General features: G+C 44.5%; 25 protein-coding genes. 9 read left to right on the plus strand and 16 right to left on the minus strand.

Translation table 11 applies throughout. The features are described from left to right. Nucleotides 1-105: 105 nt before the first annotated feature. Nucleotides 106-1,074 (plus strand): D-Ala-D-Ala carboxypeptidase family metallohydrolase, encoded by a 969-nt coding sequence (locus tag PSBA01_RS11275; RefSeq protein WP_186474393.1) that lies wholly within the window; start codon nucleotides 106-108, stop codon nucleotides 1,072-1,074. Between the two features lie 254 nt (nucleotides 1,075-1,328). Further along, nucleotides 1,329-1,922 carry a hypothetical protein gene (locus tag PSBA01_RS11280; RefSeq protein WP_186474394.1) on the plus strand — a complete coding sequence of 198 codons (594 nt, stop codon included), beginning with the start codon at nucleotides 1,329-1,331 and terminating at the stop codon, nucleotides 1,920-1,922. A 132-nt stretch (nucleotides 1,923-2,054) separates the two neighbouring features. On the opposite strand, the gene PSBA01_RS11285 is transcribed toward PSBA01_RS11280, so the two are convergent. The 3 genes from PSBA01_RS11285 to PSBA01_RS11295 form a co-directional block, all read right to left on the minus strand. Then, nucleotides 2,055-3,497, minus strand: coding sequence for a M16 family metallopeptidase (locus PSBA01_RS11285; RefSeq protein WP_228724576.1), 1,443 nt, complete (start codon nucleotides 3,495-3,497; stop codon nucleotides 2,055-2,057). Nucleotides 3,498-3,697: 200 nt separating this feature from the next. After that, the gene (locus PSBA01_RS11290) at nucleotides 3,698-5,197 is read right to left on the minus strand and encodes a M16 family metallopeptidase (RefSeq protein ID WP_186474397.1); all 1,500 of its coding nucleotides are present in this window, start codon (nucleotides 5,195-5,197) and stop codon (nucleotides 3,698-3,700) included. 64 nt (nucleotides 5,198-5,261) lie between these two features. Continuing rightward, the gene (locus tag PSBA01_RS11295; protein WP_186474399.1) at nucleotides 5,262-5,414 is read right to left on the minus strand and encodes a hypothetical protein; all 153 of its coding nucleotides are present in this window, start codon (nucleotides 5,412-5,414) and stop codon (nucleotides 5,262-5,264) included. 752 nt (nucleotides 5,415-6,166) lie between these two features. Between PSBA01_RS11295 and ftsY the strand changes: the two genes are divergently transcribed. Continuing rightward, nucleotides 6,167-7,078, plus strand: a complete 912-nt coding sequence (ftsY, locus tag PSBA01_RS11300; protein WP_228724683.1) for a signal recognition particle-docking protein FtsY — start codon at nucleotides 6,167-6,169, stop codon at nucleotides 7,076-7,078. Between the two features lie 55 nt (nucleotides 7,079-7,133). Beyond that, the gene (locus tag PSBA01_RS11305) at nucleotides 7,134-7,706 is read left to right on the plus strand and encodes a methylated-DNA--[protein]-cysteine S-methyltransferase (RefSeq protein WP_186474401.1); all 573 of its coding nucleotides are present in this window, start codon (nucleotides 7,134-7,136) and stop codon (nucleotides 7,704-7,706) included. Between the two features lie 114 nt (nucleotides 7,707-7,820). On the opposite strand, the gene PSBA01_RS11310 is transcribed toward PSBA01_RS11305, so the two are convergent. Then, nucleotides 7,821-8,570 carry a YebC/PmpR family DNA-binding transcriptional regulator gene (locus tag PSBA01_RS11310; protein WP_058024057.1) on the minus strand — a complete coding sequence of 250 codons (750 nt, stop codon included), beginning with the start codon at nucleotides 8,568-8,570 and terminating at the stop codon, nucleotides 7,821-7,823. Nucleotides 8,571-8,888: 318 nt separating this feature from the next. On the opposite strand from PSBA01_RS11310, the gene PSBA01_RS11315 reads away from it, so the two are divergent. After that, nucleotides 8,889-9,719 (plus strand): ion transporter, encoded by an 831-nt coding sequence (locus tag PSBA01_RS11315; RefSeq protein WP_093070013.1) that lies wholly within the window; start codon nucleotides 8,889-8,891, stop codon nucleotides 9,717-9,719. Between the two features lie 36 nt (nucleotides 9,720-9,755). Here the strand turns inward: PSBA01_RS11315 and PSBA01_RS11320 are convergent, their stop codons facing one another. Together PSBA01_RS11320 and aroQ are read right to left on the minus strand one after the other, a co-directional pair. After that, nucleotides 9,756-11,057: an ABC1 kinase family protein gene (locus tag PSBA01_RS11320; RefSeq protein ID WP_186474402.1), complete on the minus strand. Its 1,302-nt coding sequence runs from the start codon at nucleotides 11,055-11,057 to the stop codon at nucleotides 9,756-9,758. A 139-nt stretch (nucleotides 11,058-11,196) separates the two neighbouring features. Beyond that, nucleotides 11,197-11,736 carry a type II 3-dehydroquinate dehydratase gene (gene aroQ / locus PSBA01_RS11325; RefSeq protein WP_186474403.1) on the minus strand — a complete coding sequence of 180 codons (540 nt, stop codon included), beginning with the start codon at nucleotides 11,734-11,736 and terminating at the stop codon, nucleotides 11,197-11,199. A gap of 417 nt (nucleotides 11,737-12,153) precedes the next feature. Here aroQ and PSBA01_RS11330 point away from each other — a divergent pair, with 417 nt between their 5' ends. After that, a complete protein-coding gene (locus PSBA01_RS11330; RefSeq protein ID WP_058024053.1) occupies nucleotides 12,154-12,369 on the plus strand; it encodes a cold-shock protein in 216 nt (71 codons plus the stop codon). A 278-nt stretch (nucleotides 12,370-12,647) separates the two neighbouring features. Further along, nucleotides 12,648-13,802, plus strand: coding sequence for a DEAD/DEAH box helicase (locus tag PSBA01_RS11335; RefSeq protein WP_186474404.1), 1,155 nt, complete (start codon nucleotides 12,648-12,650; stop codon nucleotides 13,800-13,802). 113 nt (nucleotides 13,803-13,915) lie between these two features. Here PSBA01_RS11335 and PSBA01_RS11340 read toward each other — a convergent pair whose 3' ends face one another. From PSBA01_RS11340 to ilvA, 7 genes are all read right to left on the minus strand, one after another. After that, nucleotides 13,916-14,794 carry a sulfite exporter TauE/SafE family protein gene (locus PSBA01_RS11340; RefSeq protein WP_093070024.1) on the minus strand — a complete coding sequence of 293 codons (879 nt, stop codon included), beginning with the start codon at nucleotides 14,792-14,794 and terminating at the stop codon, nucleotides 13,916-13,918. Nucleotides 14,795-14,893: 99 nt separating this feature from the next. Continuing rightward, nucleotides 14,894-15,169, minus strand: coding sequence for a cbb3-type cytochrome oxidase assembly protein CcoS (gene ccoS / locus PSBA01_RS13330; RefSeq protein ID WP_058024050.1), 276 nt, complete (start codon nucleotides 15,167-15,169; stop codon nucleotides 14,894-14,896). A 129-nt stretch (nucleotides 15,170-15,298) separates the two neighbouring features. Beyond that, nucleotides 15,299-16,072 carry a YdcF family protein gene (locus tag PSBA01_RS11350; protein WP_071001661.1) on the minus strand — a complete coding sequence of 258 codons (774 nt, stop codon included), beginning with the start codon at nucleotides 16,070-16,072 and terminating at the stop codon, nucleotides 15,299-15,301. Next, complete coding sequence (gene murB, locus PSBA01_RS11355) at nucleotides 16,062-17,171, minus strand: UDP-N-acetylmuramate dehydrogenase (RefSeq protein WP_071003614.1); 1,110 nt, start codon at nucleotides 17,169-17,171, stop codon at nucleotides 16,062-16,064. Before murB ends, PSBA01_RS11350 begins: the two co-directional genes overlap by 11 nt. Before the next feature lie 237 nt (nucleotides 17,172-17,408). After that, nucleotides 17,409-17,906 (minus strand): low molecular weight protein-tyrosine-phosphatase, encoded by a 498-nt coding sequence (locus PSBA01_RS11360; protein WP_083328818.1) that lies wholly within the window; start codon nucleotides 17,904-17,906, stop codon nucleotides 17,409-17,411. A 206-nt stretch (nucleotides 17,907-18,112) separates the two neighbouring features. Further along, entirely contained in the window at nucleotides 18,113-18,535 is a 423-nt protein-coding gene (locus PSBA01_RS11365; protein WP_071001659.1) for an RNA-binding S4 domain-containing protein, read from the minus strand. 171 nt (nucleotides 18,536-18,706) lie between these two features. Next, nucleotides 18,707-20,260: a threonine ammonia-lyase, biosynthetic gene (gene ilvA / locus PSBA01_RS11370; protein WP_186474405.1), complete on the minus strand. Its 1,554-nt coding sequence runs from the start codon at nucleotides 20,258-20,260 to the stop codon at nucleotides 18,707-18,709. A gap of 288 nt (nucleotides 20,261-20,548) precedes the next feature. On the opposite strand from ilvA, the gene rpiA reads away from it, so the two are divergent. After that, a complete protein-coding gene (gene rpiA, locus PSBA01_RS11375; RefSeq protein WP_071001657.1) occupies nucleotides 20,549-21,208 on the plus strand; it encodes a ribose-5-phosphate isomerase RpiA in 660 nt (219 codons plus the stop codon). A gap of 119 nt (nucleotides 21,209-21,327) precedes the next feature. Here rpiA and argF read toward each other — a convergent pair whose 3' ends face one another. From argF to dnaB, 3 genes are all read right to left on the minus strand, one after another. Next, a complete protein-coding gene (gene argF / locus PSBA01_RS11380; RefSeq protein ID WP_071001655.1) occupies nucleotides 21,328-22,251 on the minus strand; it encodes an ornithine carbamoyltransferase in 924 nt (307 codons plus the stop codon). Nucleotides 22,252-22,467: 216 nt separating this feature from the next. Beyond that, complete coding sequence (gene alr / locus PSBA01_RS11385) at nucleotides 22,468-23,574, minus strand: alanine racemase (protein WP_071001654.1); 1,107 nt, start codon at nucleotides 23,572-23,574, stop codon at nucleotides 22,468-22,470. Nucleotides 23,575-23,738: 164 nt separating this feature from the next. After that, nucleotides 23,739-25,142 carry a replicative DNA helicase gene (dnaB, locus tag PSBA01_RS11390; RefSeq protein WP_071001653.1) on the minus strand — a complete coding sequence of 468 codons (1,404 nt, stop codon included), beginning with the start codon at nucleotides 25,140-25,142 and terminating at the stop codon, nucleotides 23,739-23,741. A gap of 298 nt (nucleotides 25,143-25,440) precedes the next feature. On the opposite strand from dnaB, the gene pdxA reads away from it, so the two are divergent. Beyond that, nucleotides 25,441-26,523 (plus strand): 4-hydroxythreonine-4-phosphate dehydrogenase PdxA, encoded by a 1,083-nt coding sequence (pdxA, locus tag PSBA01_RS11395; RefSeq protein ID WP_071001651.1) that lies wholly within the window; start codon nucleotides 25,441-25,443, stop codon nucleotides 26,521-26,523. Nucleotides 26,524-26,737 lie beyond the last annotated feature (214 nt).

A 26,737-nucleotide genomic window follows, 5' to 3' on the forward strand; every position in this document is an offset into this window, starting at 1 on the left:
AGTGTTAATTACGAATATCCTGCCTCAGATTAGAGGCGATAGTTTAGCCTGCTTGCTGAAAATTTGATAGTATCGATAAAACGTTTTTAGCGGTAGATTCCTGCAATGATAAAATCAAAAAACCATAACTATGGACAAATCCAAAAGCCTATTCTTGCACTGGTTGTTTGTATGAGTAGCATCAGTGTTCATGCCGCTATTATAACTGATAGTAGTGAACGCCGTATCGAAGTGCGTCAAGGCAGTGGCGACACTAGCAATGCTTATATATCGCCTTCTAACAATGTCTCTAGTCAGCGCCCTGGTGTCACTATGTTAAGTGGCGCAAATGCATCAAATGGCGATAGTATGCAAAGCTTGATTGCACAAAAGCAGCGTGATTTTGAAATTGATGCCAGTCTGTCTATTGAGGAAAACAAACGCGTCAATGTGAATCAACGAAGACCGACTTATAATACAACTTACCGTAATAACAGCTACAGCACAACGAATAACACCTATAATAGTGCTAATAACGATCTTACGAGCATGGACTTTAATGCATGGCTCAACAGCAATAGTTACCGTGCTAGGCAAGTAGCCGAATATCAGCGCTATTTGAGTGCACGTGTGGGTGCACAAAATGTACCACCACTGTCTCAGCTACTTACCACCGCGCGCAGCTGGGACAAATGCGGTTATGAGCCTTATCAGCTGCCACCGCGAGAGTTGTGGGCCAATATCGTGCCAACACTACACCTCTATAGTGAGCTAAAAAATCAAGGCATTTTGCCTCTAAGTACTGAGATACGCTCGGTGTATCGTAGCCCTGGGCTGAACGACTGTGCTGGCGGTGCTGGCAGTAGCAAGCATATGAATGCAAGTGCCATGGATATTTGGGTGCCAGAGTACGAAGACAACCTATGGCGCCTCAGTACGATGCAGGATGGCCTGTGCCAGTTTTGGCAATATCAAGGACAGTCTTACAACTTTGGCTTGGGTTTATATGCCACAGGTGCGATTCATCTCGATACCGATGGTTATCGTAAATGGGGTTTTAACCATGCTAGTAGTAGCTCTTATTGTCGCTATTAGATAGCTAAGGGTTAACGCGTCATAAGCAAGCGCACACTCAAATTAGTGACAATAAAAAAACGAGAAACAGTATAATATCGCTTATAAATTTTACAGCTAAATGATTAATAGAATGAGCTGGCTAGACGCGCAAGTTCACTAAAAAATTGTTTGGAGTTTAATATTTATGTTCTAATATGAATATTTTCATTTACTATCTTTATATCCTTATCACTCTTCAAAGAAGAAGATTATGGTTATTATAAGCGGGATTTATGACAAAGCAGCATTCAGCAGTTGCAAGATGCAGTAAATCGAATGAAAGGAAACAACGTTTTTTTCGCTCAAAATATATTTACACCACATTAATAGGAATGGCAACATTTTCCATATTATTGGTGAGTGCCTGCAGTCCAGAACCCTATCCTGAAAACAGCTCGCTGGTGACAGATAAAACTGCGCTAACACGTGATAGCATCGCACAAAATTCTGAAAACATTGAAGACAGTATTAGAAACTCTTATGCTCGTTTGGCCTCAGAGCGCGCTGATGTATGCCCAAAGTTGATAGAAGAACAGGGTAGTCAGGTTATTGAGCGCGTTGCAGAAGTAATGGTAAACGATTATTGTGACTATTTCCTATATCCTCGAGAGGGTCAGCATATTTCAGTCGCCACCAACAATCGCCAAATCGAAGCCTTACTTATAGTCCCCGCGCTACATAACTTTGCTAATGGTGGTTATAAGGTCATGTCTTACGACAAGCATATCATTCGACTGAGCTATAATGGTGCCACCTATAAGCCTCAAAACCTCAATTACGACATCGTAATGACCATTTCTGATAACTCTGATAAAGAGTATTCGTAGTCTTTTTTGATAGCACAAGTCAGTCACAAGATAATAAGCACATGAGTGATGAGTCGGGCATACTGAATCGCTCATCACTCACGCTATTTGTTATCTAACTGAGTGAATTTAACCTAGCATATTTTCCTCTTGTTATTTGGTCGTTTTTGTCGTAGCTTCTATCCCCTTCCAAGGATCGTCTTGCCCAACTGTCACGATTAAAAAGTTATCCGGATTTAAGGTATCGCGCAGCGTTTTGTTGACCCCTGACAGCGTGACTTGATCAATACGGTTGACATAATCGGCCAAGTAAGTGTTTGGCAATTGATAGAAATTCATCATTCCTAACAACCCATTGATCCCTGCGTTACTTGCAAAACCCATCGGGAAGCTATTTTTGAGATTGTCTTTGGTCAGGCGTATCTCGTCCTGAGTGACTCCTTTTTCTAACGTGTCATCGATAACCGCTAAGCTTGCATCGATTGCCGCACGTGCTTTGTCATTACGTGTCGAAAAGCCAATCTGATAAGGCCCGCGTGCTAGCATCGGATTCATTGATCCTGAAATACCGTAGGTGTACCCGAGATTTTGTCTAATCTCAGTCATCAAACGGGCATTAAAGTCACCACCTGCCATTACCTCGTTACCAACCGCAAAATTGGTTTGCTGCTGCTGGGCTGTTGGATTGGTTGCACGTTTACTGCCTAATTGCCCCATCAATACGGTAGTTTGGGTACTTGGGAAGGGGATATGAATGTGCTGTGATTTAGTGAGAGGTTTAGGCTCAGGTAAATCAGCGGCAGCTTGACCAGCAGATAGTTTAGTCGTGATATCTTCAGCCAGTTTTTTCGCCTGTACCAAGGTCAGATTGCCTGTCATAGCGATAGAGGCATTTGCCGCCACTAAATACCGATTTTTAAAGTCTATCAGCTGTTGCTTCTGGATAGTTGGCACGCTCTCTAGCGTACCGACTGAGGGATGAGCGTAAGGATGACTGCCGTATAAAGCCTTATCAAAGGCAATACTGGCAAGACTGCCAGGGTCTTGTTTTTGCTGCTGTAAGCCAACGAGTAATCGTGACTTATTACGTGCTAATACCTCGTCATTAAACGTAGGCTCACTCACCATTTGCGTCATCAAATCAACAGCTGGTAAAAGGTGTTTATCGTCTGATAAGCTGCGTAGCGAAACAATGAACATATCCTTATAGGCACTACTGCCCAGATTGATGCCTAGTGTTTCAACAGCACGCGTGAATGCATCTTCATCTAAGCTTTTGGAGCCCTGCTCAAGCATCGTTGCGGTCATGTTGGCGATGCCAAAACCGTCTTTACTGATGCTGCCATCACGGGCACTACCAGCGTTGAAACGTAAGTCCACATCGACGATCGGTAAGGCTGTGGTCTGAACGAACATGACAGGAACGCCACCTTTGGTCTTAAACTCTTGAATCGTTGGCACTGTGACTTTTAAAGATTTGGCATCATCGATACTGGTAAGTTTAGATAAAGCTGCAATCGGCGCACTTGCATCAACAGCAGTAGGGGCTCGGTAATCTTCAGCGCCTGTAGTGTCGGCTTGGGCAGTATTAGCCAATATACTCAACGCAAAAACTATGCTGGTACTAAGGTATGATAGCTTTTTTAATGAGAGATTAGATGATGTAGAGGGCAAGGCATTACTCAAAGATTTGTGTGTTGCTTGAGAGTCATATTTATTCTGAATCATGATGTTCTTCTTATTAAGAATACGGTTATATCGTCGCTTTTATGAAACGTTCTGATAACAGGCAGTATTTATTGTGCTTTGGTAGTGTTCTCTTTTGGGGGCACAATATGCATCACCGTTAAGTTGTCCTTAACCAAATACTTCTTACTGGCAGCCTGAATGTCAGCGACACTGATACCATCTAGTTTGGTTGGTAACTTAGCAAGTAATCTGTCATCTAGCCCGATAGACTGTAATGAGCCGATCATACGTGCTTGTCCTTCCATGCTATCTTGTGCATATACTAGGCCAGTGACGGCATTGGTCTTGGCGCGACTGATTTCATCGGCGGCAATGGGATCGGTTTTGAGCTTTTCTATCTCTGATATTATGGCTTGTTGCGCTTGTTCTAAACTGACACCTTCACGTGGTGTCGCTTGAATCATAAATAGCCCATCGCCGCGATCTAACAAATCGTAAGAAGTACCAACCGTGGTCAGTAGACCTTGCTCACGTATCAATCGACTCTCCAAGCGTGCAGATAGACCACCATCGAGTACATCTTGAGCAAGCGAGAGGGCGTAAGCCTGTTTTTCATTGTTTGCGCCTGCTGTCACTAGGCTAGGCACGTTGTAACCCATTAGCAAAACGGGCACTTGCACCGCTTGCTCAGAGTCTACTTTTTGATAACCACGAAAGCCTTTTTGAGTGACAGCGTTACGCTTAGGTACGTTGCTTGGCGCCAGCTCACCAAAATAGCGTTTGACTTGAGTGAGTACTTCTTGTGGTTGCACATCGCCGACGATGACTAAAGTAGCATTATTGGGTGCATACCATGTCTTGTACCAGTCTTTTAGATCCGAGAGCTTGATGGATTCTAGCTCACTCATGGGCCCAATGACAGATTCACCCTTTGGGCTGTTAGGCAATGCTAGCAAACGAAATAATTCGTAAGCTTTGGCAAGGGGATTGTCATCAGTACGCTGACGTCGCTCTTCCATGACGACTTGGTGCTCTTTGGCAAACTCTTTGTCATTGAAGGTGAGGTTTTTCATTCGATCTGCTTCAAGCTCTAACGCCAATGGCATACGATTGGCAGGAAATAGCTCGTAATAGCCCGTATAATCATAGCTGGTAAAGGCATTGTTAACCCCACCAAACTTGGCAATCAACCGCTCGTAATCATCACTTGAAACATCAGGAGTGCCTTTAAACATCATATGCTCAAGTAAGTGAGAGATGCCGCCTTTATCCAGCGGCTCATCTGCCGAGCCCACCCGATACCAAATCTGGGTCATGGCGACGGGTGCACGGTGGTCTTCTTTTACGATGACTTTTAGGCCATTTTCTAACTGGTATTCATGTCGACCTGACATATCCATTGTCAATGCAGAGGGCTTTGCCTCATCAGTTGTTTTATTTTTACTAAATGCGCTTTGAGATGACCCATCTGTCGTGACCGTATTTTTTGTGGTGGTAGTTGTGCTAGAAGGTAATGCGGTGGTTTGACAGGCAGAAAATAATGTTGCCACCGTTAGAGCACAGGCGATACGTAATGGCGTAGTAGTGAGCGTTGAAGACAATGGCATGGTATGGTCTACTTATATAAAATAATGACTGAAGTGATGGACGTAATCATAGCAATACAATGCATCACAGTGATGTCTGTGTGCCAACCATGACACTAGCGGTCGGTCTAATATCTTGCGTCGTATTGCAACCTGCCACAGATAATACAGTTGTCGTTAGCAAAATCGCCACACTGATATTGGCAATGCTTTTATAGTGTTTAGAGAGTGATGACATAAGCGTTTCCTAATAAGGATTTTTGAATGAGTCTTGGTAGAGTAGGCGAAGTCTTGCAAGGAACAAGTCAGAATTTTGTGTCCAAACCTTAAGCAAAACTCTCTCAAATCATTATGTGATTTTTTGAGCAGATAATTTTTGACGACAGTCTACTATGGTAAGGGCTAAGCGCGACTTGAATTATGCTAAAATAGGCTAAAGTCCATGGTCATATAGCTGGCAAGCTTATGACAATCTAAAAATCCATTTACAATAAACAAATAATTAATAGCGATAACTTTTAGGGCAAACTTATGAATAACCCAAACAATAGCAACCGTGTGGTCATCAATCTTGATGATGGTCTCGATGACTTAGATGACGATGATATTACCTTACCCAGTTTACCGGCGCAATCTGTACCCATTATTGATGAAACAGAGAGTGCTGCGCCACAAAGGGATAATACGGCAAATCCAGATGTCTCAAACAATCAGGCAGTAGAAAATATTGCTTTGGCCACGCCAATTGTTATGACAGAAGAGCATAACGTCCCTAAAGGTGCCTCTGAGAGCTTTTCAAGTGCTAAAGAGACAGGCACTACGAGCAAACCTAGCACTGCGACAACCATTCCTGCCATGCCACTACAAGAACAACTTGGGGATACGCCAAGCGTGAGTCCAGCCGCTAGCAGCAATACCCAAGCAGCCACTCCGCAAGAGCCTGCTGCAGAGCCACAAGACAATAAGAAAAAAAGCAGCTGGTTTAATCGTATGAAGACGGGGCTGAGTAAGTCACGTAAAAATTTGGCCGAAGGGATGGTCAGCATACTTATCGGTGGTAAAGAAATCGATGACGAGCTGTTAGAAGAGGTCGAAGATCAGTTACTGGTTGCTGATATCGGTGTTAATGCGACCAACCGTATCATCAAGAACCTGACCGAGCAGACTGCTCGTGGTGACTTGATTTATGCCCATTCATTATATAAAGCCTTGCAAAGTGAGCTGGTCGATATCTTAACGCCAAAAGTTGAGCCGCTGGTGATTGATACCAGCAAAAAACCATTTGTTATCTTGGTCGTGGGTGTCAATGGTGTGGGCAAAACCACAACCATCGGTAAGCTTGCCAAGCGCTTACAAGGTGAGGGTAAATCAGTCATGCTAGCGGCAGGGGATACTTTTCGCGCGGCTGCCACCGAGCAGCTACAGATTTGGGGCGAGCGTAATCATATCCCAGTGGTAGCACAAGGTCATGGCTCTGATAGTGCTTCTGTCATTTTTGATGCGATGCAATCTGCCAAAGCAAAAAATATCGACGTACTCATAGCAGATACCGCTGGCCGTCTACAAAACAAGACGCATTTGATGGCAGAGTTAGAGAAAGTGGTGCGCGTGATGCGTAAAGCTGATCCAAGCGCTCCGCATGAAGGTATGATCGTACTCGATGCTGGCACGGGTCAAAATGCCATTAACCAAGTTGAGCTATTTAACAAGATTGTACCATTGACAGGTATCACCATTACGAAGCTAGATGGTACGGCAAAAGGTGGCGTGGTGTTTAACATTGCCGAAACGACAGACGTGCCTATCCGCTATATTGGTGTGGGTGAGTCGATTGATGACTTGCGCGCCTTTAGTCCGAAACAGTTTGTCGCCGCTTTGTTTGAGACAGATGACAAAGAATAAAAATAGCTAGTTTTATTTGGTAAATCATTTTTAAGATAATATGGAAGTAGACGCTATGATAGTTACCACAGCAGCTTTTGGATCGTATCGATTAACGCTCATTGCCCGTCTCGATGAGCATGACCAGTCTGTGCTCGTTGAAGCCAACTGGCTGCTGCCCGGTAATACTTGGCACAGCTCAAAATCTGTCCCCAAGCTTAAAAAATATTATGGCCTGACAGATGAAGACTTTACCTTTATAGACAGCAATAGCCTAAGCATGAAAGAGCCTACTCAAGCTTTACTGATAGAAACGATTTTCCAACTCAAAGATTATGCTGCTGGCACGCGCCAGACATTGGACTTGCCCTTAGATTTTTCTATGGGCACTGAGTTTCAACAAAAGGTATGGCGCGCGCTGCAAGAGATTGAATATGGCGAGACTATCAGCTATGCCACCCTCGCGCAGCGTGTTAATAGCCCGAAGGGGTTCCGCGCGGTTGCACAGGCTAATGGCAAAAATCCTTTTAGTATCATTGTGCCTTGTCACCGAGTGATTGCGAGCGACGGTAAGCTTGGCGGTTATACAGGCGGATTAGATAAGAAGGAATATCTGCTGGCGCTTGAAGGGGTTAGGTGTAGAACGTAAAGATAAATATAACGCTTCAACTATTGAATGAGTGAGCAGAAAAAAGCACCAAACCGACAATTGATTGGTGCTTTTTCTGGGGGTGTTCTTGCCAGTATTTAGTTATTAAGCTGGCTATCCCTCAAGCTGCGCCATGACGTCAGCAGAGAAGTTCACGTTAGTATAAACTTCTTGCACATCATCCGCATCTTCTAACATATCGATCATCTTTAGGATTTTTTCAGCATCTTCCACATTGTCGATTTCAGCCGTGGTAGAGGGTGACATGGTGACTTCAGCATTGTCAGAGACAAGACCAGCAGCGTTAAGCGCGTCTTGAACTTGACCGAAAGTTTCCCACTCAGTGATGACAAGCAAGCTTTCACCATCGTTTTCGATATCAACGGCGCCCGCATCTAGTGCCACCATCATGACTTCATCTTCTAGGCTTACATCATTAAAAGTGATTTCGCCGCGTTTGGTAAACAGATAAGCCACTGAGCCTGAAGTACCAAGATTGCCATCACATTTGGTAAAGGCGTGACGGACTTCACTGACCGTACGATTGAGGTTATCAGTCATGGTTTCGACCAGTACCGCTACACCGCCGACACCGTAGCCTTCGTAACTGACTTCTTCCATGTTTTCATTATCACCGCCGCCTGTACCACGGTCGACAGCACGGTTGATCGTGTCGCGAGTCATGTTGACTGATAGCGCTTTTTCGATAACAGCACGTAAGCGCGGGTTTTTGTCAGGGTCGGGGTCGCCTTGTTTGGCAGCTGAGACGATTTCGCGGATAATTTTGGTAAATATTTTACCTTTTACTGCATCCTGACGGGCTTTACGGTGTTTAATATTTGCCCATTTTGAATGGCCTGCCATATAACATCCTTAAGGTTTACGTATTATTTTTTATGTGCAAAAAGGCGATGAATTACAGCCTTCGATGTCTGATCACCTTGTTTTATACTATCATTATTTTGTCTATATCAGGTAATAGCGCTACTTGCACGTTAACGATTTGTATGTTGTCGAGAGTGCTTTTTTGCTACACTGTGGCAAATTATAGATTGTATTCACTGTGATAAGTGAGCAATATTATAAACCAGTTTTAACTATTTTGACCAACTTGCCCTTATCCATCACATTTTAAGTCATGGAACGCTATCAAGCCATTGATTTTATAAAGTTACTGATTCTATGAAGCGACCAACTGCTGAAGCCCTAACACACTTGCGTAACCGTACGCATATTATTATTGAAGGTACAGATACCCGTTTGGGTAAGCTCTTTGATATTGTATTATTGATTGCGATTTTGACCAGTGTGGCTGTCGTCATGCTTGATAGTGTGTTGTACATGCGCTTGCAATATGGCACGCTGTTTTTTTATGCAGAGTGGTTTTTTACGATTCTATTTACCATTGAGTATGCACTAAGGTTGTTTTCAGCACCCAATCGCTTGCGTTATGCGTTTAGTTTTTTTGGCATAGTGGATTTGTTGTCTGTTTTGCCAAGCTATCTGAGCTTACTATTTGTAGGGGTGCAGTATCTACTAGTGATACGAGTACTGCGTATCTTACGTGTATTCCGTGTCCTAAAACTTAAAGCCTATATGCAACAAGCAGGTTTTTTGGCTTCTGCACTCAAAACCAGTCAGCAGAAAATTACCGTTTTCTTCTTGTCGCTTGTGCTATTGGTAACCATCTTTGGTTCAATCATTTACGTAGTAGAGGGGCCTGAGAACGGGTTTACTAGTATTCCATTGTCTATCTATTGGGCAGTCGTCACGATGACGACAGTTGGCTATGGTGATATGTCGCCCAAGACGCCGTTAGGCCAAGCAATTGCAACCATGGTTATGATCACAGGTTATTCGATTATTGCCGTACCGACCGGTATTTTTACCTCTGAGCTGGCTCGTAATATGCGTCCGCAGCTTAATCCTGTCACTTGTCCGAACTGTGGTAAATTCGGTCATGCAGTGGGCGCAGACTTTTGCGATCGCTGCGGGCACGCGCTCCACATTTAATGACAGGTTTGACTGTTATTGCCAATTGATCGCTTATTATACCTCGATGTACTCATCAACGAGCGGCGAGAGGTCAGTCTCAACGCCAAGATTGACCAGATTCCAGTACTGTCCAGATACGGTACGGTCTAACATCATGGTGGTGGCAGAGGGCTGAAACTGACCAAAGTATTTCAATGAGGTACGCATTTGGGCAATCGCCTCATGGTGTATTTGACTGCTACCAAAATCAAATGGCCCTTCTTGGTATGGGCGGATAGATAGTGGTTTTAGACCAATAGATAGCCATTTTTCATAAAACTCGCCAGGGATGTTTTTATCATCATCACGGCGAATATCTAAGGCGACAAGGTCTTGCTCAAGCGCGGTCACATCGCCTTTGATAGCATGCTTGGCAAAACGACGGAATAGTTGGACCTCGCTATCACTGTAACTACGGATACCGCCGAAGTCATACGCCACAACACTACCATCCTGCCGAAAAGCAAAGTTGCCTGGATGCGGATCACAGTGCATACGGTACAGACTAAATAATTGTCCTGCGGTAAAATGAAACAAGCGCTTTGCTATTTTTTGCTTAATGGCATTGTCCCATGTTGCAGCGACGGCCAATGTCTCTCCCATCTCCTCAGTCAGTGTCAAAATCCGTCTAGAAGAGTGGCTGCTAATGACTTTTGGGATAATGAGACCTTCATCATCAGCATGAAAGGCACCAAATACACGCAGATTGTGCGCCTCTTTGGTATAGTCCAACTCGTCGTGTAGACTCTGTCGAATCTCATTAAATAACTGCTCTTGCAACTGCTTACTCATATTGAGCACACCTGCAATTTTTAGCGCCATGCGCACCTGTTTTAGGTCGCTATCACAGTTTTCATCGACATCAGGATACTGGACTTTGACCACGACTCTTTGTCCAGAAGGTAGCACAGCTTTATGGACTTGCCCGATAGATGCTGCGGCAAATGGCGTCTCGTCAAACTCACTGAACAGCTCTGCCATCGGTGCTTTAAGCTCACGCTCAACTTGTGCACGTATTTGCGCATAAGGCATGGGCGGTGCATCTTTTTGGAGTTTTTCTAGGGCAGTTGCAACCTCAGGCGGGAACACGTCTTTGTACTGTGAGGCAATTTGTCCGACTTTCATCACCGCACCTTTCATCTCACCCAACGTCTCGGCAATCTGGATACCCACGTCTTGCATCAAGTCTGAGCGAGCTTGTAAGCGCTTTTCTTCGTCACTCGAGAGATGCTTAAACGAGTTTTTAGCGGCTTTGCCGGCGATGCTTGCTGTCATGCCAGCGAGTTTCATAAAGCGCTTTCCGGACGTTTTTGCCATTCATATCACCATATAGTGGATTGTTTGCTCAGTCATAATTCTATTATTTTCATCCAACAATTACTGTTTAACTAATGTGTGAAAAATAAAGATACCTTAATCGTCTGACAAGGTTTTTTATTCATCAAAAGCTATGATGCTATTGGTTGATAGTGTTGATGTTATACATGTTGCTTAGCCAATATTCTAATGCCATCTCATACCCTATGTGACCCAAACCACAGATAACCCCGACTGCGACATCGCTCAAATAGGAATGATGCCTGAAAGGCTCACGCGCATGAACGTTGGATAAATGTACTTCTATAAAGGGTTTTTGCGTGGCCAATAGGGCATCACGTAGTGCAACTGATGTGTGGGTAAATGCAGCAGGATTGATAATAATGGCATCAGCTTGGGCAGATTTGTCTGCTAATAAGCCATAGTATTGGATCTTATCTACTAGATCGCCTTCATGATTTGACTGTATACAAGTTAATTCAATGCTGTGCTGAGCGGCTCGTTCGACCAAGCGTTTTTCGATATCTACCAGCGTCATATGGCCATAAATTTCAGGCTCACGCTTACCCAATAAGTTCAGGTTGACGCCATTCACCAATAGCAGTTTGTGATTGAGGGTCTGATCGATGTGTTGGTCAGCAGGATTTTCTGCTGCTGTAGATGGAGAAGAGGACGTCATAGTAATCTCTATCGCTGTTTAAATATGTGGATGATTTATTATAATGAATAAGGTATGCATGACAAATAGGTTGCACACGCTGATCCAGCGTATCCCTTTATAATAGCAGCTTGTAGGCTGGGTTATAAAAAAATTACAGGAAAAACTTACCCATGCATTAAAAAGCGTGTTAAAAGTCTTTATGTTGCTAAAAACCCGTGCTATGATATTTTTTATGCAATAAATATTGCAAGTTTGTTACTGTCATTGATATGAGAGATAGTTTGCAAGATTGGCTTTCTTTTATATAAGCGTTTTAAAGATGACTGTGGCTAGATTAGTACTCTTAAGTTTTTGATTTCATCATCTTAGATCCCGTTTATATGCAATGTTGCAAAGGAATTTGGGGCTAAGCGAACTTTTTTAGGAAGTAATATTATGTCAGCTCGTGAGCAAGGTATCGTTAAGTGGTTTAATGACTCAAAAGGCTTTGGTTTCATTCAACGTGACAGCGGAGAAGATATTTTTGTCCATTTCCGCGCGATTCAGGGTGATGGCTATCGTTCTTTAAAAGATGGCGAAAAAGTTGAGTTCAGCGTAGTGGAAGGTGAAAAAGGCCTACAAGCTGAAGAAGTCAGAAAGTTAGAAGAGTAATCTATCCAGACATTAAAGCAGTTTAGTTATAATGTCTGTACGAACTACTGATATACTACTGAGTCAAGCCCGTATTGTCTTACCCATGTTGAGTTAACAGCAGCATATTTGGTAGGTCAGGTATTGGGCTTGGCTTTTTTTGTACCCGTATGTCTAGCGGCCATCTATAGATATAATGTTGCGACTGCTATTGGTCACGCTTATGTCAATATAAAATTTTATTGTGAGCTGATTTGTGATTGATAAAATACAAGCAACTAATTTAAAAGGATATTTTTTTGAGTAATTTTACAACGTTTACTGATTTGCCACTTTCAACCGCGACCCTGCGGGCAGTGAGTGATTTGGGTTTCACTGATTTAACGCCTATTCAGGCAAAAATACTACCGCATACATTAGCAAATCAAGATGCCATCGGACAGGCGCAAACGGGAACGGGTAAGACAGCAACGTTTTTGCTGACTATTATGGAGGCGTTACTCAAACGTCCTTTTACGCATGATGAAACGCGTTATCTAGGTGAGCCGCGTGCCGTGATTATGGCGCCAACTCGCGAGCTGGCTCAACAGATATTTGAGGACTGCATTGCACTGACCAAATACACCTCATTACACAGTGTCTGTATTATGGGTGGGACCAATTACGAAACCCAGCAGCATGAGCTTGAGCGCCAATACGTTGATATTTTGGTGGCGACGCCTGGCCGTCTAATTGATCTTGCCAATAAAGGCATGGTGTATTTAGATCGAGTAGAGGTGCTGGTGCTTGATGAAGCAGACCGTATGCTGGACATGGGTTTTATCCCTGATATCAAGCGCCTTGTGGGGCGTATGCCCGCCAATACAGACCGTCAAAGCTTACTGTTTTCTGCTACTTTTAACCAAGATGTGATGAATTTGGCGTATCGCTGGTTGCATGAGCCGCAGTTTGTGGAAATCGAGCCAGAACACAAGACCAGCGAATTGGTTGATCAGCACTTTTACTTACTGACAGAAGATCAAAAACTCGAAGCCCTTCAGCGTATTATTAGTGAGGAGGCCGTTGAAAAGGTCATTGTATTCGCCAATCGCAAAGATCAAGTCAAGCGTCTCTATCATAAACTGCGTCAAGCGCATAAGATTGTCATGCTCTCAGGTGATGTAATTCAGCAAAAACGTGAGAAATACTTGCAGCGCTTCAAGGATGGTCACACGTCTATCTTGGTGGCGACAGATGTTGCAGGGCGCGGTATCCATGTTGATGATATCAGTCATGTCGTTAACTATACCTTGCCCGATCAACCAGATGATTATGTCCACCGTATTGGTCGTACGGGCCGCGCTGGGCAAACAGGCATTAGCATTAGCTTTGTCAGTGAAGATGACGCATTTAATATACCAGCATTAGAGAAGCATTTAGAAACCAAGTTTACGCTTGAGCAGTGGCAGGAATAATTGCTATAAATAGGTAACACTTAACCAATAAACCCCTTAATATCATTTTTGATATTAAGGGGTTTTTGTACGCTTGGTAAAGTCCGCGCAGTACTCGAGTTATGTGTTAGAAATTATTGACCATGATGCATGGAGGTGGCGTCATCACCCATATCATGCATGCTATGATCCATATGATTATCCATGTCTTGCATATCATGATCCATAGCTGGCGTCATATCGTGATTCATCTGATCTATATTATGAGCATCTGTCTCAGACATCATAGCAGAGTGGCTACTATGATCCATCTGTGCGTGTCCACCACCATGCCCGCCATGCATGTTTGCCATGACCATAGGAACGACAGCAACTGCCAAACCTGAGAGTACCATCACCGCACCATTTAACTGCCTTAAGCGAAAACGACCAATCTTGTCACGTAACCAGCCGACTGTCTCGTGCGTTGCAACTAACATCGGCACCGTGCCAAGACCAAAAACAAACATCAACGCTGCACCGCTTAATGGGTTGTGAGCCACCACCGCGATGAGTAGGGCGCCATATACCAAACCGCAAGGCAAAAAGCCCCAAAGCAAACCAGCTGTCAATGCACGTGGAAAGGTGTTTAGGGGAAAGACCTTTTGGCGTAGCGGGCTGAGGTATTGCCAAAAGCGCATACCAAAACGCTCGAGCTTATTCAAAAAAGGTGCGCCAAGCATGGTCACACCCACAAAGACCAACACTGCGCCCAGTAAAATACGTGGCAAGCTATTGCCTTTCATGAGTGGCTCTAACACCGTCGTACCGATAAATCCTGCCAGCAGACCTAACAGTGCATAACTGCTCAGACGGCCAAGATGATAGGTGGCCACCAGCGCGCGGCGTTTAGTAGGACTGACATCTTTCATAGACAGACCAAATGCCGTCACAAGACCGCCACACATACCCAAACAATGCGGCGAGCCAAAAAACCCCATCAGTAATGCCGCAGCAAGTAAAGCCATGGTCATGGATGCATCTCCTAAAAGTCATAAAGGCCGTATCTATAGACACGATTATTATCTAACGAAAGCTCATCATTACACGATGAAAAGAGAGAAGAATAAAGGTTAGATTTTTGTGTTTTTCTCTACATCAGTACGAACGAGCGCATCTTTATCAACGTTATCATCTGACGGCTCGGTATCAGCAGAAGGCTGAGACTGCACCGCGCGCTCATGAGCCTGCATGGTTTGCCTGCGCTCTTGACGATCATCCAATATGATACGCTGTGATGCATTGTCCAAATCTTCGAACTGGTTTGATTTTACCGCATAACGCACCGCCCAGATGGCAACCACAAATAGCATGAGACTTAATGGGATTAATAAAAATATACTGAGCATGGTAACTCTCTTCAATAGCAGTGTCTTTTATTATTATACACCCATCGCAAATGCAGTGGATGATCTGTAGCGATTAGAATGAGGCGTAGCATCATATGACGATATTAGCTGCGCGTTTAGTATAAAAACCTATTCATCAGATGCTTTTTTGGCACTGCCTCGCGGTGTTAGGAGCTGCTGTGAAGTCACATCATCGGCGTGACGACAGTTCATTTGCGGACGTATCACATCCCGTAGATAGGCGGCGATTTCATAAACAGCCCGCCGTGAATGACTTAGGTTTTGCGCAGGTTTCATCCAGTCGCGTCTCACTGGCAATGGTGCGCTAAGCGGTGTGCTATTAATACCATTCAAGGCAAACTGTCTGCGCGCACGTGCCATATGATAACTATCAGTAATAAGGTAAACGTGATGAAGCGGAATACGCTTGGCTGTAAAACGGGCGTTTTCGCACGTATTCATACTGGCATTTTCGCTTATCAGCCCATCGATACCATGCTCAATGAGCCATTGACCTAGCCAAGGGGCTTCAGCGCCGCTTAGTACAATAGGTAAGGGAAGATCGTGATAGGCCCCAGCCGCGGTACGGACACGATTCAGGCTATAGCGATTGAGGATGATTTGATTGTTATTATCATTAGTTAGACCACCGCCTAATACCACGTAAGCAGTCGGCGGAGAGCTCATAGCAGCAGAAGGCATTTTTGGTAAAGGAAGAAGCGCAAATATATAGACAACGGCTTGTGAAAATAGCGGTGTGAACAAACTGATTAGGACTAAAATAACAGACGTCGAGCCTAATACAAAGGTAATATTGATGATACGGAATAGCTTCACCATTCGTTCGGCTGAACGCAAATAGTTTCGCCATAAGCGTTTAGACCATGATTGTTTAGACCACATGCTCAGGATATCCAATTGAGCCATCAGCATTCACCCAAACTGGCTCACGTGATAGCTGAATTGCAAATTTCTCATAGACGATGTTGGCGATATAGCGCTGTGCTGTTTCCACATCTTCTTGAGTTGCTTGATAAGGAGTATGATTGGTCAGTACCAGCGCCTGATGTTTATGAGTCATGATAGGTGCGATGCCGCCCCCTTTTAATCCTGCTTGCTCGATGAGCCAACCTGCGGCAACTTTTACCATCGCGTCAGGCATCGGATAACCAACGATAGCTGGATAAGTTGTTTGCAGCGCCGTAAATTGATCTTGACCAATAATAGGATTTTGAAAAAAACTGCCACAGTTAGGTAGCTGTTTTGGGTCTGGTAGCTTTTGTTGTCTAATATCTATAATGGCTTGCATAACGTCATGAGGATTGGCTTGCTCGCGCTCTTGTTGTTCCGCATAGCGCTGCGCCACAGTCTGTACATCTCCATAGCTGGCTAAAATATGGGTGGGATCTGTATGCAGTCTAAAAGCCACGCGGCTGATCAGCCATGTATTTGGCGTGCGTTTAAAGATACTATCACGATAGTCAAATTGACAGTCGGCCGCTGATAAATGGTGCCAAGTTTGTGTCGGTAAATGATAGGCGCGTACATATTGTAAGCAGTCTTCTAATTGCACACCGTACGCACCAATATTTTGTACTGGCGCTGCACCAGTTAGGCCAGGTATGAGCGCAAGGTTTTCTAACCCATACCAGCCTTGATTGACTGTATGTACGACTAGATCATGCCAGTTTTCGCCCGCCATTACTTCGATATCAACATAATCGTCGGTTTGTGCAGTCAAATGAATACCGCGCATTTTGGGTTGCAATACCACTGCATTTAACGCTGCTGGTAATAAAACATTGCTACCGCCAGATAAGACAAATAATGACAGCTGATGCTCTACATCCTCTGCATAGGTTGCCATAAAGTCATCAAGCTGTGCCTCATTGGTCAACGTCACTACAGAGTCAGCGACACACGACAGTGCCATCGTATTGCTATGTGCCAAATCGACTGAATTACTGACTAACAGAGTCGCTGATGAGTCATTTATAGTCATGGTCTGAGCGTCGAGATCAAGGCGTGCAGCTTGGGTCATAACATAGCCTATGGGGCAAAAGGATAATAAATAATAAGGTAGCTATAGTTGATTCAATTTAAAAGAGATACAAGGCAGTTGAGTACAGACGTAACTGTGTTACTTCAAGCACGGTTAACGCTGCAGCTCTTTTATAGAGGATTAACCATATTATAGAGGATACCGGATGCAAGAGTAGCAGAAATATAGAATTTATAGCTAGCAAGCCTTCCAGCTTTCGATCCAAGCTTGGGCGCTTGATTCGATGCGCTCGATCACCTCTTCGAAATCATCGTTATCGCCTTTATATGGATCTGGCACATCACTGCCGCAATAGGTAGGGTCTTCTTCACTAAATAGGGCCAGCTTTGCCAAGTCCTCTTCTGACTCTGCCATGTCGTCTTTAATGGCTTGTAGGTCAGCCAAATTCTGTGAATCCATGGCTAAGATCAAATCAAAATCACGGAAGTCATCGGCGCTGACTTGGCGTGCAACCAATTTATTAATTTTGTAGCCATGTGATTTCGCATGGCGCTGCGAACGTGGGTCAGGTTTGTCGCCGACATGTGAATCACTGGTACCTGCTGAGTCTATCTTTATTGAGAGTCCAGCAATCGCCGCTTGCTGACGGAAAACTTCCTCAGCGGTAGGGGAGCGGCAGATGTTTCCTAAACAAACCAATAATACAGACGAGGGAGTACAGGCTTTCATCAGCATAATATGACCTTCTATAACAAAAAAACATGCTATAAGAAACCAGCACTGTTAATGCGGCTTTTATTAGCATGCAATCGATTGAACCAACGACTAGCGTAACGCTTAATCGCTTGAATGGCAAGGACAGAGACTAGACAATAGCGTCACTTAATACTGGGTTTATGACAATGCTATAGGTAACTGGGTGATGCGAGGGTAATGCTGTATCAATCTTGATTGCTTTTGAAGCGCTGTAAGTCACGGCGCTCTTTTTTGTTGGGCTTATTATCAGGACGAGCAAGGTTGGCCAGTTTGCGCTGTTCAGCATAATAAGCACGCCGCGTTTCGCTCTCTTTGGTCTCTGAGTATAGCACCTCAGCGGCGGTCGCATTGCCCCGCTGTGCAGATAGCGCCTCAACAATGACAGTCTTTTCAGTCATGGCGGTCGCTGAGCCTTGACGAATGGTTAGCTCATCGCCGACTGAAATCTCTTTACTGGTCTTGACGCGGCTGCCACCATAATGCACACGTCCGCTTTCAATGGCTTGCTTGGCAAGGGTGCGTGTGCGGTAAAACCGAGCGGCCCATAACCATTTATCGAGACGAATTTTGACCAAACCTTGGGTGTTATCATCAGTATTTTTTTTCATAAAGCTCACTCTGTATTTGTTTTTATATCAAATAATATGAGGGCATATTTGGTATTTACAAATAAGGTTTTGTGTTCGTCGCCGTCTGTAGCAGATTATAGAAAGTAAAAAGCGACCCATCATATGACAAGTCGCTTTTATAATAAGGTCTAAATATATCCCGTTAAGTCATTATTTCAAAAATAACTGATAGCCAATATTGTCATTGACCGTCGTGCAGTCATAGCCGATGTCTAGTAAGGCGTCTTGTAGCTGACGAGAGTTGCTTTCTGAGGCTTGTAGACCAACCAGTACACGGCCTTCAGCGGCACCATGGTTGCGGTAATGGAATAAAGTGATATTAAAGTCATCGCCCAATTTTTCTAAGAAAGTCAGCAGGGCGCCCGGACGCTCTGGGAATATCACTTGTAGTAACTGCTCGTTTTCGACCTTGGCGTGACCACCAATCAAATGACGGATATGTGACTTGGCGATATCGTCATCGGTCAAATCATAAGCATTATAGCCATCATTTGCCAATTGAGTACTAATAGTTTGACGCTCTTTTTCACCTTCTTTTAATGCAATACCGACAAAGATTGAGGCAGGCTCCATTGAGTCTGGTGACTTTTTGCTATCGGCACGGTAGTTAAACTCAGTAATATTACGACCGTGCAGACTGCGGCAGAAGTTCAAGAAAGCGCCAGTTTGTTCTGGTATAGTAACCCCAAAGATAGCTTCTTTTTTCTCGCCAATCTCAGTGCGCTCAGCAATATAACGCAGACGGTCAAAATTCATATTAGCGCCGCAAATGATGGCCGCGCAGTTTTTGCCTTGAATATTGTTCGCTGTGATATATTTTTTCATACCAGCAACTGCCAACGCACCTGCAGGCTCTACGATACTGCGGCTCTCCTCAAACACATCTTTGACTGCTGCGCAGACTTCATCGTTGCTACAGGTGACGACGTTAGGCTCCACGATAGGGCCTGAATTGTCACTTTTCTGAGTACGCACGACGTCAAAAGGCAGTTCACCAATTTGCGCGACTGCCACGCCATCGACGAACAGTCCGACTTGCTCAAGTTTGACACGTTCACCCGTTTCAAGTGCGGCTTTTAGGCAAGCTGATTGTTCCGCTTCTACCGCGATCACTTTGACATGCGGTGCCACTTCTCCCAAAAATGCGGCGACACCTGAGATGAGACCGCCACCACCAACGGCAACAAACACATAATCCATGTTACGCCACTGTTGGGTCAACTCAAGCGCGATGGTTCCTTGCCCAGCAATCACCAATTCATCATCATAAGGCGGTATAAAGGTCAGGCCCTCGCGCTCAGCACGATCTATTGCATAGCGGTTTGCTTGATCAAAACTATCGCCATGCAGATCGACATTGCCACCAAGCGCTCTGACGGCTTCTACCTTAATATCAGGCGTAGTCGTTGGCATAACGATGATGTTGTTTAGTGACAGTTTGCGCGCAGAGTAAGCCACGCCTTGAGCATGGTTGCCTGCTGAGGCGCAGATAACGCCGCGCGCTTTTTGCTCATCGCTTAGCTGACTGATACGGTTGTAGGCACCTCGTAACTTAAAAGATTTGACAGGTTGTAAGTCTTCACGTTTAAAACGAATGTCATTGGCAAAACGTTGGGTCAGCTTGGGCGCCGTTTCAAGTGGTGTTTGAATCGCAACGTCATAGACGGTGGCTTGTAGTATGGCTCGTACCCAGTGTGACAGCATAGTAATCCCTAAACAGAATGAATATAAAAATGAAATAGATTAGCCTATGCTGATTTTGAGTATCTTGCAAGACTCAATTGCAGTTTTCTTGGGATTTTATGCCTGAATGAATATAAAGTGAAAGCGTGTGGTGAAGAACGTTGTGAGATAAGTATTATATGACTACCGAATTAGAATTGTGATTGCGCTAACATCGATCAATATCATCGGTTATAATAGCCACGCATTTTATTTGTTTTAGCCTTTTACTTTTTTTAAGACCATACGTTTATTTTCCAAGGATTTATGATGAGTGATCAGCAAGCACAAAAGCAAGCCGCCGCCCGCGCTGCCCTAAGCTATATCGAAGATGATATGATACTTGGGGTGGGGACGGGTAGTACGGTCAACTGTTTGATTGAGTTGTTGCCACAATTGAAGCTTGCTGGTGCGGTTGCCAGCTCACAGGTGACTGAAGACAAACTGCGTGCGCTTGGTATCGAAATTGTTGATCTAAACTTTGCTGGTACGCTTGATGTTTATATCGATGGTGCTGATGAGGTCAATGAGCACTTGCAACTTATCAAAGGCGGCGGCGGTGCATTGACTCGCGAAAAGATCGTCGCGGCTGCTTCCAAAAAGTTTGTGTGTATGGTTGATGAGAGCAAAAGCGTTGAGATCTTAGGTCGCGCGTTTCCAGTGCCGATTGAAGTCCTGCCGCAAGCGCGCTCTTATGTCGCGCGTCAATTAGCAAAATTGGGCGGTGAGCCTGTCTATCGTGAAGACTTTGTCACTGATTACGGCAACGTTATTCTAGATACTTATGACTTGGATGTGAGTAATCCAATCGCGCTTGAAAAAGAGCTGAATAATATCGTGGGTGTGGTCTGTAATGGTATCTTTGCGGCAAACCAAGCGGATGTGCTATTAAAAGCCAGTGCAGATGGCGTAACAACGCTTACGCGCTAATACAGTCTCAAGAATACAGTCTCAAGCCATTTTTACAGATAAAAAGCCGTCCAAATCTGAACGGCTTTTTTATTTATGAACGGACTAATAACTTATCTTACTGTTTTTTACACGGTAAGTTAGGCAGGTAGTTTGATTTTGTCTTTTAGCAAAAACTCCATCAAGGCTTTTTGCGCATGTAGACGATTTTCGGCTTCATCCCACACAACAGAGCGCGGATCATTTAGCATATCATGAGAGATCTCCTCACCACGATGGGCGGGCAGACAGTGCATAAACACCACTTCAGGGTCGGCTTTGTCTAGTAGAGACGGCGTCACTTGATAAGGGGCAAAACGACGTGCGCGCGTATTTTGCTCGGACTCTTGACCCATACTTGCCCATACATCGGTGACAATCAAATTAGAATCTTTGGCTGCGTCTTGTACGTTTTCGACCAAGCTCACGCAATGTGAGAAGCGTTCCATAAGTTTCGGATCAGGCTCGAACCCATAAGGCGCTGCCACGCGTAATTCAAAACCAAACTGATTGGCGGCTTGCATAAATGACGAGCACATATTGTTGCCGTCACCGACCCACGTGACGATCTTATTTTCGATGCTACCGCGATGCTCATAATAAGTCTGCATATCAGCAAGCAATTGACAAGGATGGTATTCATCGGTCAACGCATTGATAATAGGGACGCTTGAGTATTCAGCAAAGGTCTCGACTTTTTCGTGCCCAAAGGTACGAATCATAATGATATCAACCATGCTGGAGATCACGCGTGCTGAGTCTTCTAATGGCTCACCGCGACCGAGCTGCGTATCGTTGGGTGATAAAAATATAGCATTACCACCAAATTGACCCATGCCGGTCTCAAATGAGATACGGGTACGCGTTGAAGATTTTTCAAATATCATGCCAAGCGTACGACCAACGAAAGGCTGATATATCTCGCCTGCGTGTTGCATCTTACGCAATTCGCTTGCGCGTTTGATTAAGTTTTCTAGTTCTTGTTTGGTTAAATCAGATAAGGTTAAAAAATGGCGCAAACTCATAGTAATCCTAGCAGTCGATCGCAGTCAGTGAAACGTCATCAGTCTTCAATATCATCGCGTCAGTGCGTATACTGGGTTGACAACAAACTTTTAGTATAGCGTATTTACTTTCAATGTAAACGTGCAATTTTATCAAGATCGAATGGCTTGCTAAATAGACCGAAATCGCATTAGCAAGCCATAGTACTCGTATGCTAATGCCTGTGCCGTTAATGATTATGCCTGTGTACGGTTTGGACGTATGCTGAGGCGACATAACAGCTCATAGCTAATCGTTCCAGCATGACCTGCCACTTCATCGACACGCGGCGCATCGCCCCAGAGCATGACTTTGCTATCCAAAGCAAGGCTTTCAGGCGTTTTGCTGACATCAATGACGATCATATCCATTGCCACACGCCCAATCACAGGACAACGGTAGCTTTGATTGTCGTTAGTATCGATGACGGTGACATAAGCGTCGTCACTTATTACACGCGGGTAGCCGTCTCCGTAACCCACACTCACGAGAGCGGTTCTGGTGTCTTGCTGCGCACGCCAGCGGCTACCATAGCCGATCGCATCATTGGCACTGACCGTTTGTAATGCCATAATTTGAGCACTAAATTCCATCGCGGGCTGCAAGTCTAACTCTTGTGCGCTTTTATCGACGACAGGCGAGCTACCGTATAAGATGATGCCTGGGCGTACCCAATCATAATGGTACTCTGGGAAGTTGACGATGCCAGCAGAGTTGCATAATGAGCCTTTGATATCTAGGCTAATGGTATCTTTCAAAGTCGCAAGTACGCTTGAGAAGCGCTCAATCTGCATGGCATTTAATGGATGGTCATGATCATCAGCATTGGCAAAATGGGTGGCTAGGATCAGCTGATAACCTGCTTCATGCAAACGCTTGGCTGCTGATAGCACACCCTCAGCATTGAAACCCAAACGGTTCATACCTGTATTATATTTTAGCCAAACCACATTAGTTGCACTACCAGCTGGCGGGAAGTTTTGTAGTGCCCATTCTAACTGTGGTCCGTGGTGAATCACGCAGCTAATATCATGATCAATGGCTTGTTGCCACTCATCAGCGCTAAATGCCCCTTCTACTAGACCAATGGTTTTCTCCCAACCTAATTGTCTGGCTTCTAATGCTTCGGTTAAAGTCGCAACCCCAATACCATCTGCTTGCTGCAGGGCTGGTAATACCGCCGCCACGCCATGCCCATACGCATTGGATTTGACCATCGCTAAGACTTTTGCTTGCGGTGCGCGTTGTTTTACTTGATTGAGATTATGAGTAATGGCTTTTGGTTTTATGGTAATGGTGCGCATAATCGCCTTCTTTATGAGTAGAATTATGAAGTGATAAAGCCAGTACAGCATCAATGGAGTTGATACTATACTGGCTATGTGGTTAAAGCTACTTACTAACTTGTGAGTAAGCCAAAATCGGTATGGGCTTACATTTTACTAAGACTTAAATGTTATAACGCTGATTACTCATCATTCTCAAAACTGACGCCTTGATAGTATTCTGGCGTTAGATTAATGAAGCGGGTGAATTGACCTTCAAAACCCAAGCGTACGGTACCAATAGGGCCGTTACGCTGCTTGCCGATAATAATTTCCGCCACACCTTTGTGGTCTGAGTTTTCATTATAAACCTCATCACGATAGATGAACATAATCAAATCGGCATCCTGCTCAATTGCACCAGACTCACGTAGATCCGACATAATTGGGCGTTTATTTGGACGGTTTTCTAGACTACGATTAAGCTGTGACAACGCAATCACGGGACATTCAAGCTCACGTGCGAGCGCCTTTAGACTGCGCGAAATCTCAGAAATCTCGCCAACACGGTTGCCATCTAGGCTCGGCACTTTCATCAGCTGAAGATAATCGACCACGATAGCACCCAAGCGCCCATCATGGTTTTTGGCAATACGTCGACAGCGTGAGCGCATCTCGGATGGCGGCAAGGCGGTACTGTCATCAATATATAAATGCTTAGACTGTAGATGCTGAATGGCGTTCATCATCTTTGCCCACTCATCTTCATTCATTTGCCCAGAACGTAGATGCGTCTGGTTAATCGCGCCCCATGAAGACAGCAAACGCATGACAATAGACTCTGCCGGCATCTCCATCGAAAACACCACAACAGGCAAATCTTCATTAAATAAAATCCCTTCTGCCAAGTTCATTGCAAAAGTGGTTTTACCCATAGAAGGACGAGCGGCGACGATAATCAAGTCGCCTGATTGTAGCCCTTGCGTTTTATTATTCAGCTCGACAAATGGCGTTTGTAAACCAATCATGCCATCGGGGTTGGATTTTAACTCTTGAATCTGATCGATAACATTGGTTAAGACCGAAGTAATACCGACAGGGCCACGCTGTTCCGCGCGTTTGTTATGCTGCTCATTGATGCTAAATATCTTACCTTCGACATTGTCCAAGATATCACTAACGCTTTGGTCTTTTGGATTGTAGGCCAGCGCTAGCATGTCATTACCCGTGGTAATGAGCTGACGCAGCGTTGAGAGCTCACGTACGCGCTGAGCGTAAGCAGTCAGGTTAAACAAGGTCGCCGGACTTTGGCTCAAAATATCAGCTAAGTAGCTGTCCCCACCTGCACCTTTGAGTAACTTTTGCGCCTCTAACCAGTCGTGTACCATGACCGTATCATAAGGCTCATTAACGGCTGCAAGGTGAGCAATCGCATCAAAAATATATTGATGTCGCCCCGCATAAAAGTCATCTTTGGTGACGATATCGGCAATCTTGTCGTACGCCTCTTCGATACTCATCAAAGACGCGAGCAATGCCTTTTCAATATCGATATTGTGCGGCGGTGTCTGATTGAGTAAGTCGTCGGTTTTGTCGTTTTCTGCCATGAGTGCCTAATGAGTCAAAATGGGTATAAAAAAAGATGTCGATGGTAGCGCAAAACAGATATGGTACATCTCTACGGTAGATGTACCAAAACGTGGTTTTAGATTTGCCTGCAAATGCTACAATCAGAAGCGAAAGTTTAACACATAATGTGATTTTTTAGGCTGGGTAAGCAACTAAATCTACAGTGATTGTTATGCATAAAATAAGAGACCGCATCCATTGTCTAAACGTAACAACTGAAAATATTGACGATAAATATAATAAAATCAAAAATTTAAATAAAATAAGGCTATTGCTATGACAGAACAAAAACGACCATTATTAATCACGACAGGTGAACCTGCGGGCATTGGAATGGATGTCGTATTGAATCTGGCGGCAGAGGGCAAGCTGCAAGATTTTGACCGTCCCATTTGGGTAACCGCTGATGCGAGCACGATGCAAGTCCGTGCAGAGGAGTTGGTTTCAGCTGGCGTGTTGACAGAAGTGCCTATTTGGCAAACCATTGACAACGAGGCTGGTGACTTTGATATGGACGCGGCCGAGCAGATAGCACAGCAGGATATAGATGCTGATAGTGCTTTTATTTTGCTTAACGTCCCTTGTGCAGGACCAGTTACTGGCGGACAAATCAATATTGCCAACTCAGCGATGGTGGCTCAGCAATTAGACATTGCTCATCAGTTAGCAGTAAATGGAACAGTTGCCGCTATCGTCACAGGTCCTTTACAAAAATCAGCGCTGATAGATGCTGGTATCAAGCTATTGGATGGCACTATGTTTAGCGGTCACACCGAGTTTTTTATGCAGCAAAGTGGCTGTGAGAAAGTGGTGATGATGCTTGCCAATCAAGCGATGAAAGTCGCGCTTGTCACTACCCATTTGCCATTAAAAGACATACCTGCTGCCATCACCGCGGATAATGTACGTCAAACAGTACAAATCGTTGTCAATGACATGAGAGAAAAGTTTGGCCTCACGCAGCCTCGTATTTTGGTGTGCGGTCTCAATCCACATGCAGGCGAGGGCGGGCATTTGGGTATGGAGGAGATTGAGATTATCAATCCAGTCTTACGAGAGTTCACCGATGCAGGCGTCAATATTTCAGAGGCGATGCCAGCCGATACGCTGTTTACCCCCAGACACTTAGCAAACTGCGATGCAGTCATCGCCATGTATCACGATCAAGGGTTGCCCGTACTCAAATCACACGGCTTTGGTGATACGGTAAATCTCACCTTAGGACTGCCTTATATTCGCACCTCTGTCGATCATGGTACGGCGCTAGACTTGGCGGGACGCGGCGGCGCAAGTGCGACGAGTTTATACCAAGCATTGAAGATGGCTAATGAAATGGCGGATAAGTCGCTTACTAATTGATATATTTGTTATGGCTCATCGCCGTATAGGTATTGTTCACGTCGTACTTGATTATTTTAGTGTGAATAATACCTATTTATAAATAATCAAAGACGACTTAATATAAGTGGTTCCATTATACCGGTCTGTTTTAAGTGGTCTGTTAATAGGTTTAAATGCTGAAATAGATGGTTCCGCTAGGGTATACTCATGTAGAACTGCATGTAATAACACT

This window comes from Psychrobacter sp. KCTC 72983 (assembly GCF_014280455.1).
Classification (GTDB): domain Bacteria; phylum Pseudomonadota; class Gammaproteobacteria; order Pseudomonadales; family Moraxellaceae; genus Psychrobacter; species Psychrobacter pacificensis.

Bases quoted from the DNA above. Each gene is read 5' to 3' on its own strand.
- PSBA01_RS11275 (WP_186474393.1), top strand. From the start codon at position 106: ATGATAAAATCAAAAAACCATAACTATGGACAAATCCAAAAGCCTATT.
- PSBA01_RS11280 (WP_186474394.1), top strand. From the start codon at position 1,329: ATGACAAAGCAGCATTCAGCAGTTGCAAGATGCAGTAAATCGAATGAA.
- PSBA01_RS11290 (WP_186474397.1), bottom strand. From the start codon at position 5,197: ATGCCATTGTCTTCAACGCTCACTACTACGCCATTACGTATCGCCTGT.
- PSBA01_RS11295 (WP_186474399.1), bottom strand. From the start codon at position 5,414: ATGTCATCACTCTCTAAACACTATAAAAGCATTGCCAATATCAGTGTG.
- ftsY (WP_228724683.1), top strand. From the start codon at position 6,167: ATGAAGACGGGGCTGAGTAAGTCACGTAAAAATTTGGCCGAAGGGATG.
- PSBA01_RS11305 (WP_186474401.1), top strand. From the start codon at position 7,134: ATGATAGTTACCACAGCAGCTTTTGGATCGTATCGATTAACGCTCATT.
- PSBA01_RS11310 (WP_058024057.1), bottom strand. From the start codon at position 8,570: ATGGCAGGCCATTCAAAATGGGCAAATATTAAACACCGTAAAGCCCGT.
- PSBA01_RS11315 (WP_093070013.1), top strand. From the start codon at position 8,889: ATGAAGCGACCAACTGCTGAAGCCCTAACACACTTGCGTAACCGTACG.
- PSBA01_RS11320 (WP_186474402.1), bottom strand. From the start codon at position 11,057: ATGGCAAAAACGTCCGGAAAGCGCTTTATGAAACTCGCTGGCATGACA.
- aroQ (WP_186474403.1), bottom strand. From the start codon at position 11,736: ATGACGTCCTCTTCTCCATCTACAGCAGCAGAAAATCCTGCTGACCAA.
- PSBA01_RS11330 (WP_058024053.1), top strand. From the start codon at position 12,154: ATGTCAGCTCGTGAGCAAGGTATCGTTAAGTGGTTTAATGACTCAAAA.
- PSBA01_RS11340 (WP_093070024.1), bottom strand. From the start codon at position 14,794: ATGACCATGGCTTTACTTGCTGCGGCATTACTGATGGGGTTTTTTGGC.
- ccoS (WP_058024050.1), bottom strand. From the start codon at position 15,169: ATGCTCAGTATATTTTTATTAATCCCATTAAGTCTCATGCTATTTGTG.
- PSBA01_RS11350 (WP_071001661.1), bottom strand. From the start codon at position 16,072: ATGTGGTCTAAACAATCATGGTCTAAACGCTTATGGCGAAACTATTTG.
- murB (WP_071003614.1), bottom strand. From the start codon at position 17,171: ATGACTATAAATGACTCATCAGCGACTCTGTTAGTCAGTAATTCAGTC.
- PSBA01_RS11360 (WP_083328818.1), bottom strand. From the start codon at position 17,906: ATGCTGATGAAAGCCTGTACTCCCTCGTCTGTATTATTGGTTTGTTTA.
- PSBA01_RS11365 (WP_071001659.1), bottom strand. From the start codon at position 18,535: ATGAAAAAAAATACTGATGATAACACCCAAGGTTTGGTCAAAATTCGT.
- ilvA (WP_186474405.1), bottom strand. From the start codon at position 20,260: ATGCTGTCACACTGGGTACGAGCCATACTACAAGCCACCGTCTATGAC.
- rpiA (WP_071001657.1), top strand. From the start codon at position 20,549: ATGAGTGATCAGCAAGCACAAAAGCAAGCCGCCGCCCGCGCTGCCCTA.
- argF (WP_071001655.1), bottom strand. From the start codon at position 22,251: ATGAGTTTGCGCCATTTTTTAACCTTATCTGATTTAACCAAACAAGAA.
- alr (WP_071001654.1), bottom strand. From the start codon at position 23,574: ATGCGCACCATTACCATAAAACCAAAAGCCATTACTCATAATCTCAAT.
- dnaB (WP_071001653.1), bottom strand. From the start codon at position 25,142: ATGGCAGAAAACGACAAAACCGACGACTTACTCAATCAGACACCGCCG.
- pdxA (WP_071001651.1), top strand. From the start codon at position 25,441: ATGACAGAACAAAAACGACCATTATTAATCACGACAGGTGAACCTGCG.